At 33.5% G+C, this 26,862-nt stretch carries 15 protein-coding genes; 3 read left to right on the top strand and 12 right to left on the bottom strand.

Annotation, left to right across the window (positions count from 1 at the left end; genetic code table 11):
- Positions 1-329: 329 nt before the first annotated feature.
- The 3 genes from Q1A01_RS14440 to clpB all read right to left on the bottom strand — a co-directional run bounded on the left by Q1A01_RS14440 (position 330) and on the right by clpB (position 4,469).
- A complete protein-coding gene (locus Q1A01_RS14440) occupies positions 330-803 on the bottom strand; it encodes a hypothetical protein (protein ID WP_299682249.1) in 474 nt (157 codons plus the stop codon).
- A 22-nt stretch (positions 804-825) separates the two neighbouring features.
- Positions 826-1,743, bottom strand: coding sequence for a DUF6503 family protein (locus Q1A01_RS14435; RefSeq protein ID WP_299682246.1), 918 nt, complete (start codon positions 1,741-1,743; stop codon positions 826-828).
- A 119-nt stretch (positions 1,744-1,862) separates the two neighbouring features.
- On the bottom strand, positions 1,863-4,469 hold the full coding sequence (gene clpB, locus Q1A01_RS14430) for an ATP-dependent chaperone ClpB (protein ID WP_299682243.1): 2,607 nt from the start codon (positions 4,467-4,469) through the stop codon (positions 1,863-1,865).
- 235 nt (positions 4,470-4,704) lie between these two features.
- On the opposite strand from clpB, the gene ytxJ reads away from it, so the two are divergent.
- Positions 4,705-5,094, top strand: coding sequence for a bacillithiol system redox-active protein YtxJ (gene ytxJ / locus Q1A01_RS14425; RefSeq protein WP_299682240.1), 390 nt, complete (start codon positions 4,705-4,707; stop codon positions 5,092-5,094).
- Between the two features lie 128 nt (positions 5,095-5,222).
- Here ytxJ and Q1A01_RS14420 read toward each other — a convergent pair whose 3' ends face one another.
- The 8 genes from Q1A01_RS14420 to purL form a co-directional block, all read right to left on the bottom strand.
- Positions 5,223-6,407, bottom strand: coding sequence for a hypothetical protein (locus tag Q1A01_RS14420; RefSeq protein ID WP_299682237.1), 1,185 nt, complete (start codon positions 6,405-6,407; stop codon positions 5,223-5,225).
- 435 nt (positions 6,408-6,842) lie between these two features.
- Complete coding sequence (locus Q1A01_RS14415) at positions 6,843-6,971, bottom strand: hypothetical protein (protein ID WP_299682234.1); 129 nt, start codon at positions 6,969-6,971, stop codon at positions 6,843-6,845.
- Between the two features lie 516 nt (positions 6,972-7,487).
- Positions 7,488-7,994, bottom strand: a complete 507-nt coding sequence (locus Q1A01_RS14410) for a hypothetical protein (RefSeq protein ID WP_299682231.1) — start codon at positions 7,992-7,994, stop codon at positions 7,488-7,490.
- 106 nt (positions 7,995-8,100) lie between these two features.
- Positions 8,101-10,680, bottom strand: a complete 2,580-nt coding sequence (locus tag Q1A01_RS14405) for a M56 family metallopeptidase (protein ID WP_299682228.1) — start codon at positions 10,678-10,680, stop codon at positions 8,101-8,103.
- A gap of 41 nt (positions 10,681-10,721) precedes the next feature.
- Complete coding sequence (locus Q1A01_RS14400; protein ID WP_299682226.1) at positions 10,722-11,087, bottom strand: BlaI/MecI/CopY family transcriptional regulator; 366 nt, start codon at positions 11,085-11,087, stop codon at positions 10,722-10,724.
- Between the two features lie 258 nt (positions 11,088-11,345).
- Positions 11,346-13,121 (bottom strand): AMP-dependent synthetase/ligase, encoded by a 1,776-nt coding sequence (locus tag Q1A01_RS14395; protein WP_299682223.1) that lies wholly within the window; start codon positions 13,119-13,121, stop codon positions 11,346-11,348.
- Positions 13,122-13,325: 204 nt separating this feature from the next.
- Entirely contained in the window at positions 13,326-15,707 is a 2,382-nt protein-coding gene (locus Q1A01_RS14390; protein ID WP_299682220.1) for a M14 family zinc carboxypeptidase, read from the bottom strand.
- Between the two features lie 77 nt (positions 15,708-15,784).
- Entirely contained in the window at positions 15,785-19,450 is a 3,666-nt protein-coding gene (gene purL, locus Q1A01_RS14385) for a phosphoribosylformylglycinamidine synthase (RefSeq protein ID WP_299682217.1), read from the bottom strand.
- 226 nt (positions 19,451-19,676) lie between these two features.
- Here purL and Q1A01_RS14380 point away from each other — a divergent pair, with 226 nt between their 5' ends.
- Together Q1A01_RS14380 and Q1A01_RS14375 are read left to right on the top strand one after the other, a co-directional pair.
- The gene (locus Q1A01_RS14380; protein WP_299682214.1) at positions 19,677-22,658 is read left to right on the top strand and encodes a GEVED domain-containing protein; all 2,982 of its coding nucleotides are present in this window, start codon (positions 19,677-19,679) and stop codon (positions 22,656-22,658) included.
- Between the two features lie 166 nt (positions 22,659-22,824).
- Positions 22,825-25,755, top strand: a complete 2,931-nt coding sequence (locus tag Q1A01_RS14375) for a GEVED domain-containing protein (protein ID WP_299682211.1) — start codon at positions 22,825-22,827, stop codon at positions 25,753-25,755.
- Between the two features lie 65 nt (positions 25,756-25,820).
- On the opposite strand, the gene Q1A01_RS14370 is transcribed toward Q1A01_RS14375, so the two are convergent.
- The gene (locus Q1A01_RS14370; RefSeq protein WP_299682208.1) at positions 25,821-26,852 is read right to left on the bottom strand and encodes an endonuclease; all 1,032 of its coding nucleotides are present in this window, start codon (positions 26,850-26,852) and stop codon (positions 25,821-25,823) included.
- Between the last annotated feature and the right edge of the window lie 10 nt (positions 26,853-26,862).

Genomic DNA, 26,862 nt, shown 5'->3' with positions numbered 1-26,862 from the left:
TATTTCGGAGAAAAAATATTTGATAGGCTAGTAATAGCTAGTATTACAGCTAATGGACATTAAGCGGATATACAATTTAATATATCTCATCTAAAATTGAAACATTTTTTTTAGAGATATTAATATTTTATAATCATCTTATTTATAATTAATTGTAAATCTATGATTCATAGGTGTTTCATTTAATTTGTCCCAGTTAAATGTTATGTATTTAATAATTAAATATATGGTTTTAAACTTTTTTATCATTAGTCCCAATTCATTAAGGGACGGAATCTTAGTTTTATGGGATTAATTAATTTTTTAAACCTATTTATAACTTGTTTATTTTAACTCAAATAAGCTTCTGTTTTATCTGGTAAATCTATTGCTTCATAGGTGTATTTGTCTATCCAGATGAGTTTACAAACGGAAAAGCCATTATAGATCTCCTTAGGAATACAGTCATAAGCTTTTAAAAACACAAGAAGTTTATCCATACCTCCATATGGAAATCCTAATGGCGCAAAGTCAACTTGCCCAGTAGTTGGATTTAAAATGTTGAGGTTAATAAAATCTGCATCTAGTCCAAATTCTAAGTAATTAACCATAGAAGTAAAATCTTCTCTAATTAACTCTGAGAGAGCATTTTCTTTTTTATAAAATCCCTCTAGAAATTTCTTAGAATAGGTAGGAATAATATCTTCCCAAAAGTCAAGCGGTCTACTTTCTCCTTTGGGCTTAATCTCAAAAAGTACTTTATATGCTTTTTTAAAAGCATAGTACTTTTCAGGGTTTTTAATTTCAAATTGAACGTAAAGCATAAATCACTGTTAAAATACTATTTTATTTTAACCCTTTAAGAATTTTAGCTCCTTCTGGGACTGCAAGATATTCTTTTTTAGTATCTGGTTGAAAAGAAATACTATCTACAGTAATTGTAGTGATATGATCACCTGGTGTTTCGTTTTCTAGTAGCCAGTGCGTATGATATCCTGTACTTAAAGTAATACCATCTACTATGGTAGTTCCTTGTAATTCCATAAATTTCTCAGGTAAGTGTTTGCCTTTTTCAAAATATCCAGGATATGATACGATGTAGCGAATTACACCAAGTTGATGATCTTCTTTTCCAAAATAGAGTACATAATAATCATCAGGTGCATCTCCAGTCCCTTCAGCAAAACTTACTCTAATAACATTGTAAACTTTGTCTTTAAAGTCTTTATCTTCTAATTGCTCCAGAATAACACCTTCTCCATCAAGTACAAAGGGTTGTGCAAGGAAGTAATAAGGAGTTAAAGCCCAAAAACGAAGATTATATTTAAAAGCTGTACTGTCTGTTGTTTTTGTCCATGCTTTAGCACCATCCCATCCAAACTCTTGCGAGTGGTCATCATAATGTTGATGTCTAGCTATATTACGCCACATATCTATCGTTTGATATGTATTACGTTGTGTACTTCCATCTAATGGTTTATAATCAAAGTGAAAAGCAATAGGTCCTTTTGAGTACCAGTTTGCAAGACCTCCATGTGCTTCCATAGCATTCCATACAATAGTACCTGCAGCAGAGGCCTGTAATCTGTTTTTTGCTTTAGAGACTCGATCAGTAACCCAACTTTCAGGCACCTTTACAAGATCATTTTTTAGTTGCGTTTTATCGTTTTTTTGTATGGGTGTTACGACTGTTTTTTCTTCTTTACAACTCGTAATCATAATGAAGCTTATAAGGCAAATAATGTGTACTATATTTTTTTTCATACGAATGATTTATGTTTCGTTTTATGATGAATATGAACATCAGATTTATGGGTCTAAGCTACTTAAATAAATAAAAAAAGCACCGATATCGGTGCTTTTTTGTGTAATTAGTATAGGGATTATTCTTCTTCGCCTGTTAATTCATCTTGATTTCTAAAGACCAATACATCATCAAATGCATCTAAAAGTATAATACTACTAGTTGTTACTTTTCCGCTTAATATTTCTTTTGATAATTGATTTAACACTTCTTTTTGTATCGTTCTTTTTACGGGTCTAGCCCCATATTCTGGCTGAAACCCTTTATCTGCTAAAAAGTCGACAGCTTGTCGTGTAGAATCTAAGGTAATACCTTGCTGATTCAACATTTTCTTTACACCTCGTAGTTGTAGTTTTACAATATCTCGTATGTTTTTCTTTGTAAGAGGAGCAAACATCACAATATCATCAATACGATTTAAAAACTCTGGACGTATAGATTGTTTTAATAAGCCTAGTACATCTACACGAGCTGCTTCTATGGCACTATCCATATCTTGTATCGTTTCAAAACGTTCTTTAATGATATGACTTCCCATATTTGATGTCATAATCACAATGGTATTTCTAAAATCGGCTGTACGTCCTTTATTATCTGTTAGTCTTCCTTCATCTAGTAACTGTAAGAGGACATTAAATGTATCTGGATGTGCTTTTTCTATTTCATCCAATAATACAACAGAATAGGGTTTACGTCTTACGGCCTCTGTAAGTTGTCCTCCTTCATCATAGCCTATATAACCTGGAGGTGCTCCTAACAATCTACTTACACTATGACGTTCTTGATATTCACTCATGTCAATACGTGTCATTGCATTTTCATCATCAAAAAGATAATCGGCTAATGCTTTAGCAAGTTCTGTTTTTCCAACTCCAGTAGTTCCTAAGAATAAAAATGATCCTATGGGTTTACGTTGATCTTGTAACCCTGCACGACTACGTCTTACAGCATCACTTACAGCCATAATTGCTTCTTCCTGACCTACCACACGTTTATGTAACTCTTTTTCTAAATGAAGTAACTTTTCACGTTCACTTTGTAGCATTTTAGTAACAGGTATTCCTGTCCATTTTGCGACTACTTCTGCAATGTCTTCGCTCGTAACTTCTTCTTTTATAAGAGCAGTTTCTTCATGTGTTACTAATTCCTTTTGTTGTGCTTCTAGACGCTCTTGAGCATCTTTGATTTTTCCATATCGCAACTCAGCAACTAAACCATAATCTCCGTCTCTCTCTGCTTTTTCAGCTTCAAGTTTATAGTTTTCTATTTCCTGTTTTGTTGTTTGTACGTTTTCTACTGCTTCTTTTTCTGAAAGCCATTTGGCACTTATGTCATTACGAGCTTCTTTGATTTCTGATAGTTCTAAATGCAAGCTTTTTAATTTTGTCTCGTCTTTTTCTCTTTTTATGGCTTCGATTTCAATTTCTAGTTGCATTACCTTACGATCTAGTACATCTAATTCTTCAGGTTTAGAGTTGATCTCCATACGTAATTTTGCAGCAGCTTCATCCATAAGGTCAATGGCTTTATCTGGAAGGAAACGACTCGTAATATAACGTTGTGATAGCTTTACAGAAGCGATAATAGCATCATCTTTGATACGAACCTTGTGATGCGTCTCATATTTATCTTTAATTCCTCTTAAGATAGAAATAGCACTTTCTGTATCTGGCTCATCTACTAATACTTTTTGAAAACGTCTTTCCAACGCTTTATCCTGTTCAAAATACTTTTGATATTCATCTAATGTTGTAGCTCCTATAGCACGAAGTTCTCCACGAGCCAATGCTGGTTTTAAAATATTAGCAGCATCCATAGCTCCTTGTCCACCTCCTGCACCTACAAGCGTATGAATTTCGTCTATAAAGAGTACAATATCTCCATCACTTGTGGTGACTTCTTTTATAACAGCTTTAAGTCGTTCTTCAAACTCCCCTTTAAATTTAGCTCCCGCAATTAATGCACCCATATCAAGCGCAAATATTTGTTTATCTAATAAGTTTTCAGGAATGTCACCATCTATGATACGATGGGCTAATCCTTCTGCAATGGCTGTTTTACCAGTTCCAGGTTCTCCAACTAAAATAGGATTGTTTTTGGTACGTCTAGATAAGATTTGTAGAATACGACGTATCTCTTCATCTCTACCTATAACAGGATCTAATTTGCCATCTTTTGCAAGTTGATTTAAGTTTTTTGCATATTTATTTAGTGCATTATATGTTTCTTCTGCACTTTGAGAGGTAACACGTTCTCCTTTGCGAAGTTCTTCTATGGCTAATGCTAAGGCTTTTTCTGTAACGCCCTGATCTTTTAAAATTTGTGCAATCTTGCTTTTTGTTTTAAAAATTGCAAGTATCATATGCTCTACAGATACATACTCATCATTCATATTCTTTGCAATGATAGTAGTATCGTTTATTGCTCTACCAGCTTCTCGAGAAAGTGTCATATCTCCGCCAGATACTTTAGAAAAACTAGCAAGTGTACTTTCTAAAATTTGCTTTAGTAAAGGAATATTGACATCTAGTTTTTGTAGTAAAAATGGTGTTACATTTTCATCTACTTCTAAAATTGCTTTAAAAATGTGTTCATTTTCTATTTGTTGGTGTCCCAGTTCTTGCACAATTTGTTGTGCTTTCTGTATGACTTCCTGTGATTTTATAGTGAAATTATTGAAGTTCATAGCTTCTAAAAATTTATGTGTAGTTATTTTTTGATAAGTACTAGTCAATAGTTATTCCAATACAGTTTGTGCGACAAAATGGCGCGTAACACCTTGTTGTTGCTGACTTTTTGACGTGCTTATGTGTTGGTTTGTATGATGTTTTGACGTTATACGACACTAAGGAATAGCTTTTTTTTGCTTTCGCGAAAGCTTACTAAACCATAAACGACTATTTTTGTATAAAAATTCACATATGGGCATATTTAATGGATTATTTGGATCTAAAGAATCTCAAGAACCAAAACCAGAAATTCCTTGGCAACATCTTAGAGATATCAGCCAACTTAATAAAATTGCAAAAGATTCTAAAGCAAAACCTGTTGCGATTTATAAACATTCTACTACTTGTGGAATAAGTCGAATGGTATTAAGACAAATTGAATCTACTTATGACATAGATGCTTCTCAAATGGATATTTATTATTTAGATTTAAAAGCATATCGTGATGTTTCTAATGAAGTAGCCGCACGCTTTCAGGTAATTCATCAGAGTCCACAAATGATTGTTATAAAAAATGGAACTGCCGTATATGCAGATAGCCACGGGGCTGTCAATGTTCCTGTATTACATCAATATTTGTAGTGTACAATATATAGGTGAAAGATTTGTAAACTTTTCAGAAAAATAATATCGTGTAGTTTTCGACTGTACTTGAACAGATATAATATAAAAAGGCTACTTCATATGAGTAGCCTTTTTATATGTACTTTTTATATATTCGTTTTTACAATAATAGATTTTAGACGTTGTTTTAAATCTTCGCCTACATCGTATACCATTTGTTCATTAGAAGGAAACGGTACTTCTCTATTACGTGTATATCTTAATAAGTCGTTATCTAAAGCTCTTTTGTCTCCATCATAGGTAGCAAAGTAATGTTCAAAAACAAATTCACTTGCAAGTGGAAAAGATTCAATTACCTGATTTGTAGTTTGAGAGGTGTAACGTACTTGTCCTATAATGTTAACAGCTTTCGTTTGTAATACTTCATAATATGAACAGCGAACAGTAATCATTTTATCTACTTTCACCTTTTCTCCATCTTCGTCTATTACAAAGTTTCCATCATCGTCTAAAAGGTATTCTGTACCGTCTTTAATACTTTTTTCTTTTTGTAGCTCTCTTTCTCTAAAACGCTCTGGCGATATATTAATTTCTCTTAAAGAAACATCCATAAGATAATCATATGTAACTCCTTGTTGGGGTGTACTATGATATACTTTCCAAAAGTCATTTAGGTCATATGTAGAGAAGTCTAAAAGATCGTCTTGTAATCGTCTAGGTAGTAAGATATCAGAATCATTATAAAGCGCTACTTCAATATAATCGGTTCCTTTATAATGGGCTTCTTCTAATAGTTGATGAACGTCTTTGTGGTTAGGAGTTAAATCATCCAGGTATTCTAGATCATTATGTACTCTTCTATAATCTACTTTAGAATTGGCAGTTGAGAAAGCTGTCACTGCTTGATTATATAATAAGTCAGTAAGTTGTCTTTTTGATGCGATAAGTTCACTATCATAGTTTTTTATATCAAATACAGCATCTCTAGCTTGTTCTTGTAACTGTAATGGTAATAATGGCTTAACGATTTCTTGTCTTCTATGTAGTGTTTTATATAGTTGATAGATTTCTTCTATTGTATTCGGATTATCCTCTTTTTGTAAATAGGAGATACGATCTGTATCTCTTTGCGCAGCTTTTGCAAAAGCTTCTTCTAAGAGTAAGATGTGTGATTCTTTATTTTTCTTTGTTGGATTTTTACGTAGCTTTTGTACGGAAGTACTGATAGCTTGATCATAATTCCCACTAAGAATTGAAGAGGTAGATTTCTTTACAGATGAGCAACTAGTTACTAAAAATAATATACATAGTATGGTGTAGAAGTACTTCATAATCATTGACTTTTTTATCAAGTTTCAATTTTGATGCCAAATTGATTTCAAAAGTACTAAAGATATTACATAGAAAACCTCCTATTTCTGATCAAGAGCAAGGAGGTTTGTATTGACTAGTCTTGAAAACGCAATAAACTAGTCAGTTCTATATTCAAAATAGGACGTAGTTTCCTCTGCGTATGTAGTCGCAAATGTGGCTGTATTCTATAATTTAGTTAAATGAGTACGATGAGGAGGTATACGCTTTCGCGAAAGCGTAACCATAAGAATCATCGAGTGAGTGAGAAACGTCCTAGGTATGCATCAGTCTTGGACGGAAGTGGTCAGGTTGTTATCCAAAGATAACTTCTAAAGCGGTAATAATAATTTGTACCATGAGTGTGAGTGAGTTTTAAGTGATTAATAAATATTTTTGATGCTTATATGTTTAGGCTACCCAGCATATTGTACCCAAGTAGTAATAATGTAACTTATGGATAGTGAAACCATAAATACGGTATAAATTCCTAATACTTTGTTTGTTTTTACATGTTTTCTAGTTGTCATTTCTTGCGTTTCCATAATTAATAATTTTAAAAGTTTTTAATAGTTGTTTTTGATTGATATAGCAAAGAAGTGGCGTTTGTTTGAAGCTGCAAAATATTTTCAATAGATTTTATGCGTTTGCATACTGATTTGTAACTAAAAAAATAGAAAAGGTTTCAATATTTTTAATTGACTCTAGGGTGAAGTTTTTATTTTAAACTTAAAAAATGATATATTGTAAAAATGTGTAATAATTGAAGGGGGTGTTTTGAAGGTTTTTAAAATCTCTAGGGAACTTTTGTCATAAAAACCACTAAAAACAGTAGTTTCATCTTTTTGAAATTATTTTTTACCTGTAGAAATTGTAAAAAATTAAGTGCTAAAAATGTACTTTTTTGATAGTTTTTAATATCAAAATGTCTTTTTTAAGAAGAGGTTATACTTTTTTAGTGTTGACTCATTTTTTAGAAATATAAAAATTGAGGTGCGCACAGAATATAAAAAAACCGCTTTGAATATTTCAAAGCGGTTTTTAAATGAATTTATATTTCTTTAATCTAAATTCAGTTCTGATAGTACTGTATTTAAATTATCAGTGTTGTGTGTTTCTGCAAATTCAGATGGTACGATAACGATTCTGAATATTTGATTTTGAGTAAAATCATTTCCTAGAGCATCAAAGTCATCACTTTCTAAAACAAGGTCTAAATCAAAAATACCTGTGGCATCATCAAAAATGAAATTAAATCTGTATTGAGCAAATCCGCCGTTATTAAAAAAGAAACTTCTTGGAAGTGGTTCAAAGACATCTACACCATTTGCAGCAGTTGCTACAGGATCTAGAACAAAAACTAATGGAACATCAGATTGAAAAACAGTAATATTGTTAGGTACTACTACATTTACAATTCCTTGAAATCCATCTGTTGTAATAAAGTCTACATTACTTATTTCAAATGTTTGTCCAATAGTATCTGTATTAATAACGTCATCGTCATTAGCACATGAGAATAAAATAAATGAAAAAAGGAGTAGTGGTAAAATTTTGCGTATCATCATATCTGAGTTATAGTTTTATTATACTATATCAAAGGTAATGCCAAGTATTATTATTTACTATAAATATTTATTTGATGTTCTAACGTTTGATACACAATAATTTTATTTATTTCTTTTCAACAAATCCTAACGATATTATAGGAATTGCTTTTTTTCCATCTCCAAAACTAGCTTTAGTTTTATTACCATTAGCTGCTTTTAATTGAACATTTATTCTTGTAATCTCTCCTTTTGCGTTACGTTTTAGGTTACTATAAGAATATTTAATATTATTCTTTTTGAAATGATCGCCTATATCTTTAATAGCATTATTAGTCATCGTACTTTTTATTAAAGTAATATAACCACCTCCATCGTTTGTACTTAGAGTCGCTCCATTAGGGCTGGAAGTAATGAATAGTCTTTGACTATTATTATTGTATCCTTGTGCGACTTGAGTATTTTTTATATGCTTTTTATGCATTTCTTTTCTTTTCTCTTCTAGTAATTTTCTTTTTTCTTTTAATGCTTTTTGGCGCACTTCACTCATTTTTTCTCTTTTCTCTAGCAAAATAGCTCTTCGTTCTTCTATTGCTTTTTGACGTTCTTCCATTTTCTTTTCCTGAATCTCTAAACGCTCTTTATATTTTTCTTCTTGTTTCTCAACTCTTTCTTCAAGTTCTCTACGACGTTCTCTATGCTCTTCTTGTATGACTTCCATTTCTTCTTGACGTTCTTTATGTAGCTCCTCCATTTGCTCATAACGTTCTTGTAATAAAGCTTGTCTCTCTTCCATTTGCTCAATAATCTCTGCAGAAGAACCTGCATTTCCTATACCCGTAGAGCCATCTTCATCTTCAAATATATATACGTCAGCAATAGGTGAATCTCCGCTAACAGCATAATTCCCAGTATTATTTTTTGCAGTCTTATATTTTATTTTCAGACCTGTAATCTCATTGTTATTATTGCGTGTCACAGAGTAGTCAATTTCGACACTATGATTTTCTTTAAGATTTTTTTGGATCGTTTCTAATTCTGCGTTTGTAGTATTTTTAGTAATACGTACTTTAAAGGCTGTAGCAACTATTGTTTTATTTGCAGTTGCATTTGTTTTAGCTGTATTTATATACTTCCCATTTACCTTAGTGGTATAGTTTGGATCATTTATAATAATCGCTCCATCTTTTGCTTTGTTTCCATATAAAGACATTGCTTTAGAAGGTAATAGTGCTGTTATTCCTTGATCCGTTCCATATGAATATGAGATCTCCTTATTTTTAGGAATGATTTTTCCATTTATAACTAATATAGGGTTTTCTCCCATTGATTCCTGACTTGTAGTTGATTCTTGCTCAGTAAATCTTGAAACTGATTGTTCTGGGGTAAATTTTATTTGAGTTCCTTCTACATCTGCCATCAGAATTTCGTGCTCAGCGACAGGAATTAAATTAAAAGGATTAAAACTTTCGGTATTATCAATTGAAAAACGAGTAAAGAAACGAGTGTCATTTTCCATTTTTGTTTGAAACTCAAAACTGACAAGTTGGTCATCTATGTGATTTACTTTTGTAAATCGAATTAAAGTACTCTTGAAAGTTTTTGCAAAATAAGTTTCTATAGACTTTAAATAAACATCAGTAGTAGTATTTGTAATTGTAAACTGTTTTTGCTCATTTGAAGTTGACACTGCCTTATTATTAACTACAGCGCCATTTGCATTTTTATTATTTTTAATAAGTGATACATTTTCTCCTAGTATAGATATAGATTCACTAGAAGACTCTATAGCGTTTTCTGGAGTACTAGATACTTCACGATATTCTATAACTTCTTTTATATTGAAAGAATACATAAATAAAGCAAGTGCTGGTAGGACAAGGCCTAATTTCCATAAATTGCGTTTGCGCGATGTTTGTTTGTTTAGCATAACGATTCGTTTTTTGATTAATGAATGATAAAAATTATTAGTAAGTGCTGGTTGTACTATAGTTGATGAGACTTTAACCAGTGTGCGTTGATATTCTTTAGATGATGTAACTTCTTGTATAGCTCCATTATCAGCTATAAACTCTAAGTTTTGCTCTAAGCTTTTCTTGTAAAGCCAGGCTAATGGATTAAGCCATTGTATTGCGAGTATACATTGTGTAAGTAAAACGTCTATAGTATGTCTTTGACGTACATGAATTTTCTCATGTGCTAAGATCATATGGAGTTCTTTTGAGCTATGTAAATTGGGGTTGTAACAAATCGTTTTGAAGAAAGAAAAAGGAGTAATAGTTCTATCTGTAATTTGTACGTATGTATATCCATCCTTATATGTCTTAGGATATAATGAGATAAGTTTGTTTAATGAAAAGAGTTGTATACCCAATCGAATCATCATAATACAAAAGCCTATACCATATATGACTAATGCTACTTGCCACCAATTTATAACGAAAGCCTGTGATTCTTGTTGGACAATACTTTCTGTAACTGCTACAAATGAAACGTCATCAATAATAGGTGTGTCTATTACAGGGACATCTTTATAGATTGTCTTTGTGTACTCTAGAAAAGGAAATAACATTGCAGCTATAATACCAGTCAATAGGTAATGCCTATTTGCTGTAAAAAAGGTGTCTTTTTGTAGTACAATACGGTAAATTATATAAAAAATAGAGAGGATGGTGATACTCTTTATAATGTAAGTGAATGTTTCCATAAGTGTTAATTTTCTCTCGTTAGAAAATACGATCTAGATAACTACGCTTTATCTTCTTTGTCTTCTATAATTGCTAAAATCTCTCTTAGTTCTGAAGCAGAAATCTTTTCTTCTTTTGCAAAAAATGAAACGACCTCTTTATAAGAACTATCAAAAAACTTTTGTGTAGCTGTTTGCATAAATTGTTTACGATAGGCTTCTATTGTAACAATAGGGTAGTATTGGTGTGTTTTTCCAAATGCTGTATGCGCTACATATCCTTTCTCTTCAAGATTTCGTATAATCGTAGATACCGTATTGTAATGATTTCCTTCTGGTAATCTAGCTATGACTTCTTTTACAAAAGCTTTTTGTAACTGCCATAAGGCATGCATGATCTCTTCTTCTTTGTTCGTTAATTTTTCCATAAGTATTCACCGTAAAACAGTAATTTTTAAAGATTCTTAATTTGATTGATGATGTCTCCTATTTTTAATAAGATTCATTGATAGTTCAAATGTATAACGATTTTTTTAGTTAAACAACTATTTTTGTAGTTATATAACTATGATTTTAGTTGTTTATTGTGTTTCCGCTTTTGCGAAAGCGTATAAAGTATATCTATAAGAAATAAAAAACTCCATTGTAATTAAACAATGGAGTTGTGCTATATGGTGTTTTAGAGATTATTCTGTATGGCCATAAATATCATTGTATAAAGGCTTGTACTTCTCTTTTATAACTTTACGCTTAAGCTTCATGGTAGGAGTGAGGTGACCTTCTTCTACAGACCAAATATCTGGTGTTAAACGGAATTGTTTTACTTTTTCCCATTTTGCAAATGTTTCATTTGCTTCATCTACCTCTTTTTGATAACGTTTTACAACACGTTCTTTTGCAATAAGATCGGCATGGCTTGTATATGTTATACCTTTTTTATCAGCCCAATCTGTTAAAAACTCGTAATTAGGTTGTATTAAGGCTGCAGGCATTTTTTCTCCATCACCTACCACCATAATTTGCTCTATAAATAATGATTGCTTGAATCTGTTTTCTAAAAGCTGAGGAGCAACGTATTTTCCTCCTGATGTTTTAAACATTTCTTTTTTACGATCCGTAATTTTTAAGAACCCTTCGTCATCAATTTCTCCAATATCTCCTGTATGGAAATATCCATTTTTAATCACTTCATCTGTTTTTTCTTGATCTTTATAATAGCCCATCATAACATTAGGGCCTTTCACAAGTATTTCTCCGTCTTCAGCAATTTTTACTTCAACTCCAGGTAGTAGTTTGCCAACGGTACCTACTTTAAAACCTCCTTCACGCATATCATTTACAGAACATACTGGTGATGTTTCTGTAAGTCCATAGCCTTCCATAATGCCCATTTCTGCAGCATTAAAAATACGAGCTAACCTAGGTTGTAAAGCAGCACTTCCAGAAGCTATGAGTTTTAAGTTACCTCCTAAGCCTTCTTTCCATTTAGAAAAAATAAGCTTGCGGGCAAGTCCTAGTTTTTTCTCATACCACCATCCGTTTTGTCCATATGGTTTGTATTGTAATCCTATTTTTACAGCCCAGAAGAAAAGTGATTTTTTAATTCCAGAAAGGTCAGCGCCTTTGGCAATAATTTTATCATATACTTTTTCTAAGAGTCTTGGTACAGCAGTCATCACTACTGGCTTTACTTCTTTAAGGTTATCACTTATAGTTTCAAGTGACTCAGCAAAGTATATAGATACTCCCATGTATTGATATAAATACATAAGCATGCGCTCATAGATATGACACACCGGAAGAAAACTTAATGCTCTCACATCGTTTTCAGGTATAGGAAGTCTATAAGAACTAGCAAGAGCATTGCTCACAATATTTTTATGAGATAACATTACTCCTTTTGGCTTACCTGTAGTACCAGATGTATATATAAGCGTTGCTAGATCATCTGTTTTTACATTATTTTTTAGTTTTTCAACCTCATCTTGATTACTATCATCAGCACCAAGTTCTAATACTTTTGTCCAATTATCACAGCTACCTAACTCATCATATGAATAAACACCTTTTAAAGAAGGTACCTGATCCATAATTGCAGCAATTTTGCCATGTACCTCAGCACATGAAACAAAACAATATTTTGACTCAGAATGATTTAAAACATAGGCATAATCCTCCATAGATATGGTAGGATATATAGGGACATTTTGTGCCCCTAGTTGTAATATTCCAATATCACAAATATTCCATTCTGTTCTATTGGTCATTGAGATTAAAGCAATTTTATCATTAGGTTTTACACCTAAGCGTAATAACCCTCTACTTATCGCATTTGCTTTATCTATATATTCTTGAGTTGAAGTAGCTTCCCAAACACCATCTTTCTTTGTACAAAGTGAATCAGAGATATTTTTTTTCTCTAATTGGTAATATGGGAAATCAAAAAGTCTCGTAATTTCCATGTACTATAATTTATCAATGCAAAATATGAAAAAATGATGGTTTATTTATTGATTATGTTAAAATCATGCAGGATATTTTTGAGAATAATACATTATTTAACAATAGGGATTATAATATACTTGTAGCTAAAGCAATAGAATAATAAACAATACTAAAAAGGGTCTAACAATACGTAGACCCTTTTTTAAATGATATATGATAAATTATTCTTTAATAACCTTAATAGTTTTAAGAGCGTTATCAGAAGCTATTTTTACAAAGTAAATTCCATTTGCATACTTACTGTAATCTAGCTGTGCACTTCCTGTATGTTCTGTTGTCTCAGATACACGTTGTCCTTGAATGTTATATATGGTAGTTGTATATGGTCCTTGTGGTGCTTGCACTGTTAAAATATCTTTTACTGGATTTGGAAAAACAGTAAAACCTTCAAGGATACTTTCTCCTACAGATAAAGCCTCTTCGTTTACTACTAGAAATTCTAGATCATCAAAGTAAAACCCATCTCTTCGTACTTGATCATCAGAAACTAACTGAAATCTTGCAATAATTTCTTCACCAAGATAATCAGACAGGGAAATTTCTTCTAATACAAAATCAGATTGTGTTCCATCATATAATGGTTCTCCAGCTGGTTGAATATTTGTACCTGCAGAGGTGAAGTTACCACACTGAGGAATCCAAGTAGTACCATTATCTGTTGAGATTTCAAATTGAACATAATCCCAAGTGTTTTCAATATCCCATCTCGCATAAAAAGAAACAGAAGCAGACAATGCATCTGTTAAGTCTACAGGAGTGTTTATTACGATAGAAGAATTCTCGTCGTTACTATAATTTCCATTTGGAGAATCAGTGATAGAAGTTGGTGCCGACTCAAAGAAATCGTCTGTTATTCCCCAATCATTTGTCTCAAAGTTTGTTGTAGAACTACTCCCATCATCAAAGAACACTTGTTCTGATTCTCCAAAAATCTTAGAAATAAAAATAGAGGTATCAAAAGAACCGTTATTTACAACCAGTTCATAGTCTACAGTATCACCAGCTGTTATAGTATTTGATAATGTAAACCCTATAGTGCCATCTTGATCTTCTAAAGTAGCAAGTCCGGAAAAAGTCACTGGGCTATCTACAGTAGTGATATTAGTAGATACAGGATTGATACTTACTGTAAAGTTTCCAGATCCATTAATGCCTAATCTTCTAATGTTAAAAGATGCGTCTGGTGTTGTAGAATCAATAAATAGTGCAGAAGTATCTGATAATGTTGCAAAATTATTGGTCATTTTTGCAGCTGTAAGATTGGTAAACATCATCTCCCTAGCAATATCTTCAATTTGGTTTGAAGCTGGATAAAAAGAGTTGTTTATTTCTGGAGTAAATGCAAATATTTTATCATGTGTTCCTACAGTACCATACATAAAGTCATCACTATCTCCAGAAAATGGCGAATCTCTTAATGGATTATAACCGTTTTGAGAAGTTAATTCGGCTCCTATTCCTTGATACAATGCATCATCTGGTGTTGCAACATCTGCATACCCAAATGGATAATACAATAACCTTCCAAATGAATGGTTATTTAATGCAATTACAAAGTTGTGTTGTTCTACAAACCACTTAATCGCTTGGTTCTCTACTTCAGAAAATGCAGATGGCCCATGATAAACATCAGAGTTAGGGTTTCCAGAAGCGCCTGGTCCTCCCCAAGATCCGTTATTAGGATCTCCATTAATATGGTAATCATAGTTACGGTTATTATCAACTCCATTCCCATTTTTTCTATTCTTACGCCAGAAGCCTTGACCATTTACAGGGTCTAATACTTGGTTGTATAAATATCCATCAGGATTTACTACTGGAACAAAATAAAGTTCAGTATTGTTTACGATGCTTTGTATTTCAGTATCAGTTTCATAATTTTCTAACAGATACCACATGTAGAAGATTAACTCAGAAAGTGTTGCAAATTCACGAGCATGATGTATACCTGTATATAGTATCTGTGCTTCACCTTCATTGGATTCATTTGGATTATCACTAATTTTCACCCATTCAATTTGATTACCTCCTATAGATGGTGTTACAGAAGTATCTGTTTGTCCTTCTGTTAAAAAATCACTTATTCCATCTCTAGCAGTAATTAGATTAGGATATAAATCATGCATATCATCTAACTCATCAAGAAACTCTTGATACGTCATATATCCTCCTAAAGAACCTAAATTAAAATTTTCAGGAGTAGGGTAGGTTGCTCCTGTATCTTCACTACAAGTTGCATTTCTTTGTAAAGGAGTATTTAATCTATTTTGTTCAGCGGCGTGCGCTCTCATGTCTTCTATAAGTACTTCAACTTGAAATCCGTTTACACGAGCACGTTCTAATTCACTAATAGAAAAATCTGAAATAATAAAGTGGTCTTTTTTCTTAATTCCATGGTCAGCAGGGATATCAAGTTGTTGTAACCTGAATAGGTCACTATCTTGATTAAAAGATATTTTAGCACGCTGGTATGTTTCTAATTTCTCTTGAGCTGTTAAAGCAAAAAAAGAAAGTAAGAATACAATCAAGTAGATTTTTTTCATTAATTCAGGGAGATTTAATTATAGTATAGTATAAAAACAATTTAGTAGTAGGATTTCCTACCTGTAAATTACATTTTTTAACTATTTTGTTCAATCCATTCACGAGCATTTACAAATGCTTCTAGCCATGGAGATACTTGGTCACGTCTTCCATCTATATAATGTGCCCAATTCCAAGGAAATATAGAGCGTTCTATATGAGGCATTGTCACTAAATGTCTTCCTGTTACATCACAAAGCATTGCAGTGTGATAATCAGAGCCATTAGGGTTTGCTGGATAATTTGCATACTCATATTTTGCTACTATTTTATAATGCCACTCTTCCATAGGAAGGTTAAATTTACCTTCTCCGTGACTTATCCATACACCTAATGTAGTACCTATTAAAGTAGACATCATGATACTATTTGTATTTCCAATGGTGACACTTGTAAAACTACTTTCGTGTTTTTTGGAATCATTATAGGTCATTTTAGCTAATTTTTCATGCTCAGGATTAATGAGGTCTAGTTCTAAGAATAATTGGCATCCATTACAAATCCCGATAGACATAGTATTTTCTCTAGCAAAAAAGTTTTTTAAAGCCTTATTAGCTTTCTCATTATATAAGAAAGCTCCTGCCCATCCTTTTGCAGATCCTAGTACATCGCTATTAGAAAAACCACCAACAGCCCCTATAAACTGAATATCTTCCAATGTTTCTCTTCCAGATATTAAATCGGTCATGTGAACATCTTTTACATCAAAACCAGCTAAATACATAGCATTTGCCATTTCTCTTTCAGAGTTACTTCCTTTTTCTCTTAAGATAGCAGCCTTTGGTCGAGGTTTGCTAGCATCTATTTGTGGAAGTTTTCCTGTAAAATGGCCAGGAAGTATATATCGTAGTGGTTGTAGCTTATAATTGTCAAAACGCTCTTTAGCGAGATTATTTGCTGTTTGTTTACTATCTAATAAATAAGATGTTGTATACCAAGTATCTCTTAGAGAAGAGATGGTAAGACCAAGTTCTACACCATGATTTTTTATTTCTAATGTATCTGATTGTGTGACTGTTCCAATGTTTGAAAATGGAATTCCTTGTTCTGATAGGATCGTTTCTACAGAAGCATCTTTTGCTTGAAATACGATACCTGCGTTCTCTGCAAACAGTACTTTGATAAGATCTTGTTCTCCTAGATTAGAAAGGTCTATAGTTGCCCCTAATTCAGTGTCTGCAAAGCACATTTCTAATAGCGTAGTAATCAATCCGCCACTAGCCACGTCATGTCCTGCTAAAATCAAATCACTTTTTATAAGATGTTGTATTGTATTAAACGCTTTCGCGAAAGCGGAATCATCTACAACAGAAGGTGCTTCACTACCTATTGTTTTGCATACTTGCGCAAAACTTGACCCTCCTAACTTATAGGTGTCTTGAGACATATTAATGTAGTAAATGTTTCCTCCTCCTTTTTTGAATACTGGTTCAACTATTTTATTGATATCATTACAACTTCCAGCAGCAGAAATAACAACCGTACCAGGAGCAATCACATCTCCATCTGGATATTTTTGCTTCATAGAAAGACTATCCTTTCCTGTAGGGACATTAATTCCTAAGTTTATGGCAAAGTCAGAAATAGCTTGTACCGCTTTGTATAAACGAGCATCTTCTCCTTCATTTTTACATGGCCACATCCAGTTTGCAGATAAACTTACAGATTTTAAATTATCTGTAAGAGGTGCCCATACAATATTTGTCAAGGCTTCAGCAATACTGTTTTTACTTCCAGCAACAGGATCAATAAGACCACTTACTGGTGAATGCCCTATAGAGGTAGCAATACCTTCTGTGCTTTTGTAATCTAAGGCCATCACGCCTACATTATTAAGAGGGAGTTGTAATGGACCGACACACTGTTGTTTGGCAACACGACCTCCTACACAACGATCTACTTTATTAGTAAGCCAATCTTTACAGGCAACTGCTTCTAATTGTAATACTTGCTCTAAGTAGTCATGAAAGTTTTCTAACTGGTAACTTGGGTTTTTATATGTACGATGAATCGTTGTATCTGTCATTACTGTTTTAGGAGAGCTCCCAAACATATCATCTAAAGCGAGATTCATTGGAGATTCTCCAGTAGTTTTGCTAACAAATGCAAAACGGTGATCATTGGTGACTTCTCCCACCTCGTACATTGGAGAACGTTCACGTTCTGAAATACGTTTAAGTGTCTCCATATCTTTTTCTCCGATCACAAGTCCCATACGTTCTTGAGACTCGTTTCCTATAATTTCTTTTGCAGATAGTGTTTTATCTCCTACCGGAAGCTTATCTAAATCTATATGACCTCCTGTTTCTTCTACTAACTCAGAAAGGCAATTTAAGTGACCTCCAGCTCCATGATCATGTATAGATACGATAGGATTTTCTTCACTTTCTACAAGACCACGAATTGCATTTGCGGCACGTTTTTGCATTTCTGGATTAGAACGCTGTATAGCATTTAATTCTATACCAGAGCTAAAAGCACCTGTATCTGCAGATGATACAGCAGCTCCACCCATACCAATACGATAGTTTTCTCCTCCAAGGATAACTATTTTGTCTCCATTATTAGGAGTGTCTTTAAGGGCTTGGTCTTTTTTCCCATATCCTATACCGCCTGCTTGCATGATCACTTTATCGTATCCTAACCTGCGTCCTTCTTCTTCATGTTCAAAAGTCAGTACAGATCCTGTAATTAAAGGTTGTCCAAATTTATTTCCAAAATCTGATGCTCCATTAGAGGCCTTAATTAATAAGTTTATTGGATTTTGATATAACCAGTTTCTAGCCGGCATATTTTGTTCCCAAGGTCTATCTTCCAAAAGTCTTGAATATGGCGTCATATATACGGCTGTACCTGCAAGTGGTAAAGACCCTTTTCCTCCTGCAAGTCGATCTCTAATTTCACCACCAGATCCTGTAGCAGCACCATTAAAAGGCTCAACCGTAGTAGGGAAATTATGAGTTTCTGCTTTAAGCGAAATAACACTATCAAATTCTGTTTCTTGATAGAAATCTGGTTTGTCAGCAGTTTTTGGTGCAAATTGCGTAACACGAGGACCTTCAGTAAATGCTACATTATCCTTATAGGCAGATACAATAGTGTTAGGATTTTCAGCAGATGTCTTTTTGATGAGTTTAAATAAAGAAGAAGGCATTTCTTCACCATCTATCACAAAAGTTCCATTAAATATCTTGTGTCGACAATGTTCAGAGTTTACTTGGCTAAACCCAAAAACTTCTGAATCCGTAAGCTTCCGTCCTATTTTTTTAGAAACCTCTTCTAAATAGATAACTTCTTCTTCACTTAAAGCAAGCCCTTCTTGTTCATTATAGGCTCTTATATCATCAAGTTCTAAGATAGATTCTGGCGCTATATCAAAAGTGAAAATATCTTGGCTAAGTGCTGTATACTTTTGAGAAATCATAGGATCAAAAGAAATATCATCTTCTGTTGAGGAAGAAAACTTCTCTATACGAATGATATTTTTAATCCCCATGTTTTGAGTGATTTCAACAGCATTTGTGCTCCAAGGTGTTATCATTGTTGCTCTTGGACCAATAAAAAAAGCGTCTATAATGGACGCTTCTATCTTAGGTTGATTGCCAAAAAGCCATACTAGCTTTAGGCTATCTTCTTGTGTTAAATCTTGATTGCTTTGAACTGTAAATACAGTTTCTTTTGGATTTCCGAAGAAGTAAATCATACAGGTAAGTATGTGTTGTTATTTTAAGGCGCAAATTTACATTTTTTAAGTAAAATAAACACGATGAATATGGTATTGCTTCATAGATATTATAAACAGCTTTATGATAGATATGTTAATATGTAGGTATTCATTTTACAAATAAGTAGATGTGTTATAAAGAATGTATAATTCTAGGTAGGAAATTGTATCTTTAGGTTGTTATTATAAGAAAGATACCAATTATATGAAAAAACAATTATTATTTATTGCAATCCTCTTTTTAGGTTTAGGGGTTTTTGCACAAGAAACTAACGGTCCTAGTCAGACGGCACAAGCAGTGTTTAAAGGAAAGACACAACCGCTTAGAGATCTACAAACTCAAGAGCCTGGAAATTTTGGAGTTGATGAACTTATTATAGTTCCTAACCGCTATGAAGGTTCTTTTGATAATTTAGTAGAAGGTCAGTCTGATCCTGAAGCTACGATACAAAGAGAAATGGGGCCACTTTTAGCTCCTGATGCTATTGAAGCTAATTTTACAGGAATAGGAGCTACAGGATTTCTTCCACCTGATCCTACTGGTGCAGTTGGACCTAACCATTATGTACAGGCAGTTAACTCATCAATTGCTATTTTTTCGAAAGATGGTGATTTAGAAGTTGGACCTGTTGCATTAGGAACCTTCTTAGGGAATCCTTCTAATAGTGGAGATCCAATTATTTTATATGATCAACTAGCAGATAGATGGTTAGTAAGTGAATTTGGACAAGGAGCACAATCCTTACTAGTAGCAATTTCAGAAACATCTGATCCAGCAGGAGCTTATAATCTTTATGAAATACTTAATGGTCAATTTGAAGATTATCCTCATTATTCTGTATGGCCAGATGGTTATTACCTTACTACCAATGGAGCTGGTGGTGGTGGTGGATTTAATCCTAGAGAAGTTTTTGTGTTAGAACGTGATGCTATGTTAGCAGGAGATCCTGATGCACAACTTGTAGGTCTTAATCTTACAGGGCAGTTTGCAAACCCTACTACAATTTTTAGTGCAGCATCTGCAAACTTAACAGGTTTTGCTTTACCAGAAAATTCACCAGGTTACTTCATCTATTTACAGGATGATTCTTGGAACGGAACAATAGATACAGATCAATTATTAATTTGGGAAGCTGTTATTGATTGGGACGATATTGGAAACTCTACAATTTCTGCTACGCCTCAAGAAATTCCAGTTGATGCATTTGATTCTCTATTTGCAGCTTTTGGAGTTGGTGAAATAGATCAGCCTGGTACTGGACAAGAGTTAGCTGGTCAAGGAGGTATTATATCTTATATGGCAAATTTTAGAGTTTTTGAAGATCATAACTCTTGGTTAATTACCTTTAATGTGGATGTGGATGGAAATGATACATCAGGAATTAGATGGATAGAACTTCGTAATACAGATGCAGATAATACATGGACATTATTCCAAGAAGGTACGTATGCACCAGACGATGGAAATAGTCGTTTTATGAGTAGTGCAGCTATGGATGCTCAAGGTAATATAGGATTAGCATATAACATAGGTGGTGCTGATATGCCTGTAGGAATTCGTCATACAGGTCGCTTTGCTAGTGATCCTTTAGGACAAATGACAGTAGAAGAAAATGTAATATTTGATGGACCTGGTGTTCAAACAAATTCAAACCGTTTTGGAGATTATGCACATATGACATTAGATCCAAATGATTTTACTTTTTGGCATACAACGCAATATTTTTCATCAAATAATGTATGGGCAACAAGAATAGCTTCTTTTAGTCTTTCAGGAGGTTTTGCTACAGATGTAGGTGTAAATGGTTTTGTTTCTCCAGTAACAGGAGATCTGACAGATACAGAAACTGTAGAAGTAATGATACGAAATTTTGGAACAGAAGATCAGTCTAATATTCCATTAGAATTACGATTAGATGGTGCTCTTATTGCTAATGAGACATTTACAGGGACGATAGCAGCTGGAGAATCTGTAAATTATACGTTTACAGCAACATTAGATTTAAATGTAGAAGGTCAGACTTATGTAGTTTCTGCAAGTACATTATTAGATGGTGATCAACAAACTGTAAATGATGATTCATCTACCGAAGTAACACACTTACTTGCAGATGATATAGGAGTAACTGCAATTACTTCTCCTGTATCAGGAATGTTAGGAGTAGAAGATGTAACAATAAATATCACAAACTTTGGAGGTGTTGCACAATCTAACTTTGAGGTTCAATATATTTTAGATTCTGAAGCTCCAGTAGTAGAAACATTTACGGGGAATGTTCCTGCTAACTCAACAGTAAGCTATACATTTACTACACAGGCTGATATCTCTGTAGCTGGAACACATACTATTGTGTCTAGAACAAATTTAACAGGAGACCAAGATCCATCTAATGATGAATCAAGTATTGAATTATTAAATATATGTATGCCTGAGTCTACTAATGGATGTAATGTAGATGGAATAAAGCAATTTGTGTTAAATACCATTAATGTAGACGATGGAGGTAACGGTTGTAATACTGAACCAGATAGTAGTCCTCAAGGATATGCTAACAGAACAGATCTATCTACAACATTAAGTAATGTAGCTGGACAAAATGAGTATGTGTTACAAGCACAGCAGAATTGGGCTGGTGGACCAGGAGTTGAAGCATTATCAGTTTGGATTGATTTTAATGATAACGGAGATTTTGAAGATTCAGAACAATTAATAGCTGGCGAATTTTTCCAAGAAGTAGGAGTCCTTGAAGACTTTAGTTTAGTAATACCAGTAGGTTCTACAATTGGAAGTCATATTTTGAGAGCAAAAGCAATAGATACTTCTGCAGCAGGAGATATCAATGAAGCTTGTTCTAATTTTGCTTTTGGTGAAGTTCAAGATTACACAGTAATCATTGATGATACATTAGGAGTAGATGATATTGCATTTGCAAATTCAGAATTCACAGTTTCAACTTTAGATAACGAAAACTTTGATGTTCAATTAACTTCAACATTAGAAGGAAATATTTTCATAGGAGTTTATAACTCACTAGGACAGCAGTTAAAGTACAAACAAGTACTTAGGGAAGGAAATACTTTTAATGTAGCATTAGATATGTCTAATGTATCTTCAGGTGTTTACTTTGTTAAAATGATGACAACTGGATCTAGTCGTTTTAAAACTAAGAAGATATTAGTGAAATAAATAGTAGTATACTATTAAAAAAGCGGGCAATGCCCGCTTTTTTTGTTTATGTAAGTGTCTTTTTTATAGTTATTTATGTTTTCTAAGAGTAATTGAATTAATATATAGCTTATATAGTAGGAAAATCAATATCTTAGTTGTTCTTAAATATAGAAAACTACACTTTATGAAAAAAACTATTTTATTTGCGTTGGCATTATTTGCCTCGCTTAGCTTATTTGCTCAAGATGCTACGGCACCAGAGTCAATTGGACAAGGTACTTACCTTGGTAAAACGATACCTTTAAGAGACTTCCCTCTTATGACAGGGGCTCCTGAAGGTAAATCAGAATACAGAATTGTACCTAATAATTTCCCTGTAAATGGGTATGTTACTGAAAACGCACTTCCTCTAGATGGAGATCCTATCAGGCAATCTGCCTTAAATTTTGCAACTCAAAATCGTACTTTAGAAGTTAATTTTGATGGACCAAATGCAAGTGAAGGACAAGCAACACCACCAGACCCTTCTGGAGCTGTAGGACCAAATCACTATGTAAGTGGTGTAAATCTTGCAATAGAGGTTTTTGATAAAGATGGAAACACATTAGCAGGCCCTACTAGTTTAGGTAACTTTATAGGAGATGGCCAAAATAGTGGAGATCCAATTATTATGTATGATCAATTAGAAGATCGTTGGTTTGTAAGTCAATTTAATGTAGGAACAAATGGATTAGCAATCGCTATATCTGAAACACCAGACCCAACTGGAGCATATTTCTTATACGAATTCTCATTAGATTCTTTTCCTGATTATCCTCATTATTCCGTATGGCATGATGCATACTATTTGACTGCCAATAAAGGAGGTCAGAATGTATTTGCTCTTGAAAGAGATGTAATGCTTGCTGGGGGCGCAGACCCTCAAATTTTAGGATTTACATTACCAGGTGTAATTGCTAATCCAAATACAGTTTTTAGTCCTGAACCAGCATACCTTTTAGGAACTGAGTTTGATGAGTCAACGCCAGGATATATTACATATTTACAGGATGATGGCTGGGGAGCAGCTTTTGACCATTTAAAAGTATGGGAACTTGATATTGATTTTGATACTCCTGGAAACTCAACAGTATCAGATCCACTTGAAATTCCTGTAGCACCTTTTGATTCATTTTTAGCGCCTTTTGGTTCTGGAGAATTACAACAACCAGGAACAGGACAACGTATTGATATGATTACAGGTGTTATTTCTTACGCTGCCCATTACAGACCTTTTGCAGATCATAATTCTTGGTTAGTAACCTTTAATGTAGATGTTGAAGGGGATAATTCAGTTGCAGGAGTTCGTTGGATTGAATTACGCGATAATGATACTGATGATTGGACTGTTTATCAAGAAGGAACATACGCACCAGACGATGGGAATAGTCGTTTTATGGGTAGTGGAGCAATAGACGCTCAAGGTAATATAGGTTTAGCATTTAATGTAGGTGGACCAGATACGCCAGTAGGTATAGCATATACAGGAAGATTTGTAGATGATGAATTAGGAATGATGACAATTCCAGAAGAGACTATTGTAGAAGGAGTAGGAGTACAGACAACTACTAATAGATTTGGTGATTACTCACAATTATCAATGGATCCAGATAATTTTACATTTTGGCATATAGCAGAGTATTTTACATCCAATAACTTTTGGACTACTCGTATTGCTGCTTTTAGAATTTCTGGAGGATTTGAAGTTGATGCAGGAATAAGTAATATTATTTCTCCAGTTGATGGAACTTTAACAAATGCAGAAACTATAGAAGTACAAATTAGAAACTTTGGATCAGAAGAACTATCTAATATTCCTGTTGTACTAAGTGTTGATGGAGTAGAAGTAGCTAATGAAACATTTACAGGTACAATTGCACCAGGAGAGTCTGTAAATTATACGTTTGTGCAAACAATAGATTTATCTACAGAAGGCCAAACATATGATGTTACAGCTTGTACTAATGTAGATGGAGATCAATTTGAAGGTAATAACTGTACCACAGAATTAGTGAAGCATTTATTTGAAAATGATTTAGGAGTTATAGCAATTACTGCTCCTGAATCTGGAGAAAACCTTTCTGATGCAGAACCTGTAACTATTACTATTGAGAATTTTGGATCTGCCGATCAATCAAATTTTGAAGTGTCTTTTGATTTAGATGGAGCAGTAACAACAGAAATGTTTACAGGAACAATTACTTCTGGAGAAACAGTTGATTATACATTTTCGCAAACAGTAGATTTATCTGCTTTTCAAGAGTATAATCTTTGTGCATCAACAAATCTACCTGATGATGCAGATGCTTCAAACGATACAACTTGTGTAACAATACAAAATAATATTTGTCAGCCTACATCTGACTGTGCAGGATTTGATGATGGTGTAACGCAGATTGCATTAGCAGATCAAGATATAATAACAAACTGTGGTGATTCTCCAGCAGGTTATAGCGATGATTCAGATATAGTATTCAACTTTCCTTTAGGAGATAATCCTTTTGAAGGTGTGTTACAGATGGGCTTTAATGACTCTGTGTTTGCATTATGGATCGACTTTAATGATAATGGTGTTTTTGAAACAGAAGAATTAGTTGCTAATGATTTTGTAGCTACTGCAAATAGTGATTTTGCATTTACTGTAGATTTTGAAAATGTTCCAGCAGTAACACCAGGAGAGCACAGAATGAGACTTAGAGGTGAAGATGAAAGTACAGCAGGAGATGTATTAGATCCTTGTGATGACTTACAATTTGGTAGAACAAATGATTACACAGCAAATATCACTGGTACATTAAGTGCTGAAGAGCAAGCAATTGATAATGGAGGACTTGTTGTGAGTACTTTAGATAATAACCGTTTTGATATTGATTTTACTACAAATTATGATGGACGTTTATTTATTGCAGTATTTAATACACTTGGTCAGCAATTAACATATAAACCTGTTGCAAAAAGAAACAGCGGTTTTGGTATGACATTAGACATGAGTGCTATGGCTTCGGGAGTTTACATTATCCGTTTAGGAAGTGAAAACCCAAGTACGTTTAAGACAGCTAAAATTATTGTAAAATAATTTAATCTTATATAAAAGAAAAGCGGGCCATGGCCCGCTTTTTTGTTTTACATAGAAACTAGTTATTATCTAATAACTAGTTTCTGAGTACTTCCTTGTGTTTGTACGAAGTAAAAACCTGTTTTAAAATTAGAAGTATTTATCGTGGTAGACATAGTGCTATCTGTTGTAGTTTTTAGCACTAATTTTCCAGTAATATCATAAATAGAAATAACTTGTAATGGTTGAGTAGTAGTTATAGAAACATAATTACTAGCAGGGTTTGGATACATTTCTATAGTTGGTGCTGTAAAATCTTCTGTATTTAAAAGATCAAAAGGATCTTCTGCTGGCGGTCCTCCCCAAATTAATGTAGCAAAACTTGGATTGTCTATAAATGGATTACGGCTTCCGTATTCAATTTCTAATTGTGGGTTACGTTGATTTTCAACTTCAGAAACAGGATCTTCTACATTCCAATTGAGAAAGACTTGTAGCATATCTGTGTCTCCTTCTGTAGGGCCTATACCTGTAAATTCAGGGAGACATTGTTCTCCATACCTTACATACATATACATAATAATACGAGCTACATCTCCTTTCCACTCATCTCCAGGATACCAATTGCCCGCATTTACATCTCCAGAATTTCCTGACCCATCATCAAATTTTTTAGATCCTCTATTCCCATTACGTTGTACATCACTAGGACGTAAGTTGTGAGGATCAGCCACGATTCCCGTAGCACTATTTACAGCATCACCCATGGGAGGCATAGACCTACTTCTTGGAAATACGTGCTCTCGATTATATTCACATGGATCGCCTCCAAAATTATCATTATCTCTTGTTCTGTCTGTTGTGCAATCTCCATCAGAATCGTTAAAGCCATATACAAGAAGGACATCATTACTATTAGTAGGGTCTGCATCAGTGATTAAAAAAGAATCTCTCACATCACCGTACGTATAATCTTCATTAAAAACAGATAGTTTTAATTGTAATTCCCAATATAAATCTGATCCAGTAAGTGTAAGATCCACATCGTCATAATAGGGTTGTTGTGCATGTAATTGTATGGCACAGCTTGTTATAAATAATAGTACTATTCTTTTCATTTTTTATTTT

The organism is uncultured Dokdonia sp. (assembly GCF_947492815.1).
GTDB lineage: Bacteria > Bacteroidota > Bacteroidia > Flavobacteriales > Flavobacteriaceae > Dokdonia.
The sequence above is the reverse complement of the archived record's forward strand: the minus strand, read 5'-3'. Positions and strand labels throughout refer to the sequence as shown.